Origin of the sequence: Streptomyces capoamus, assembly GCF_014654935.1 — a bacterium.
Lineage (GTDB): Bacteria > Actinomycetota > Actinomycetes > Streptomycetales > Streptomycetaceae > Streptomyces > Streptomyces capoamus.
Map to the genome: position 1 here is coordinate 138,009 of NZ_BNBF01000017.1, position 323 is coordinate 138,331.

At 65.3% G+C, this 323-nt stretch carries 1 pseudogene; it reads left to right on the top strand.

The features are described 5' to 3' along the window. Positions 1-94 precede the first annotated feature (94 nt). Positions 95-323: pseudogene (locus IE312_RS25365) on the top strand (endolysin); the annotation flags it as partial.

Sequence of the window (323 nt, forward strand, 5' to 3'; positions counted from 1 at the left end):
CAGAAGAGCCAAATCGAACTGTAGCCTAGGAATCATAGGTAGAAGAGGTGTTGAGGGCTACGATTCCAAGGAGAGCACCCCTCTGGGAGGACACATGCCCGACCTCTGGATGCCGGGCGCCACCCGGCTCGACATAGGCGACCACCAGCCCACCGACGGCGGCCCCGCCAAGGCGATCGGGCACATCACGTGGGACCGCAACGCCACCGCGGCCAAGCCCATCGACCTCGTCCCCTACGAGGATCTCCGCGCGTACTTCTCCGGCAGCGGCAAGGGCGTCGCACCGCACATCCTCTGGGACGTCTTCACCGGCCGCTTCACCC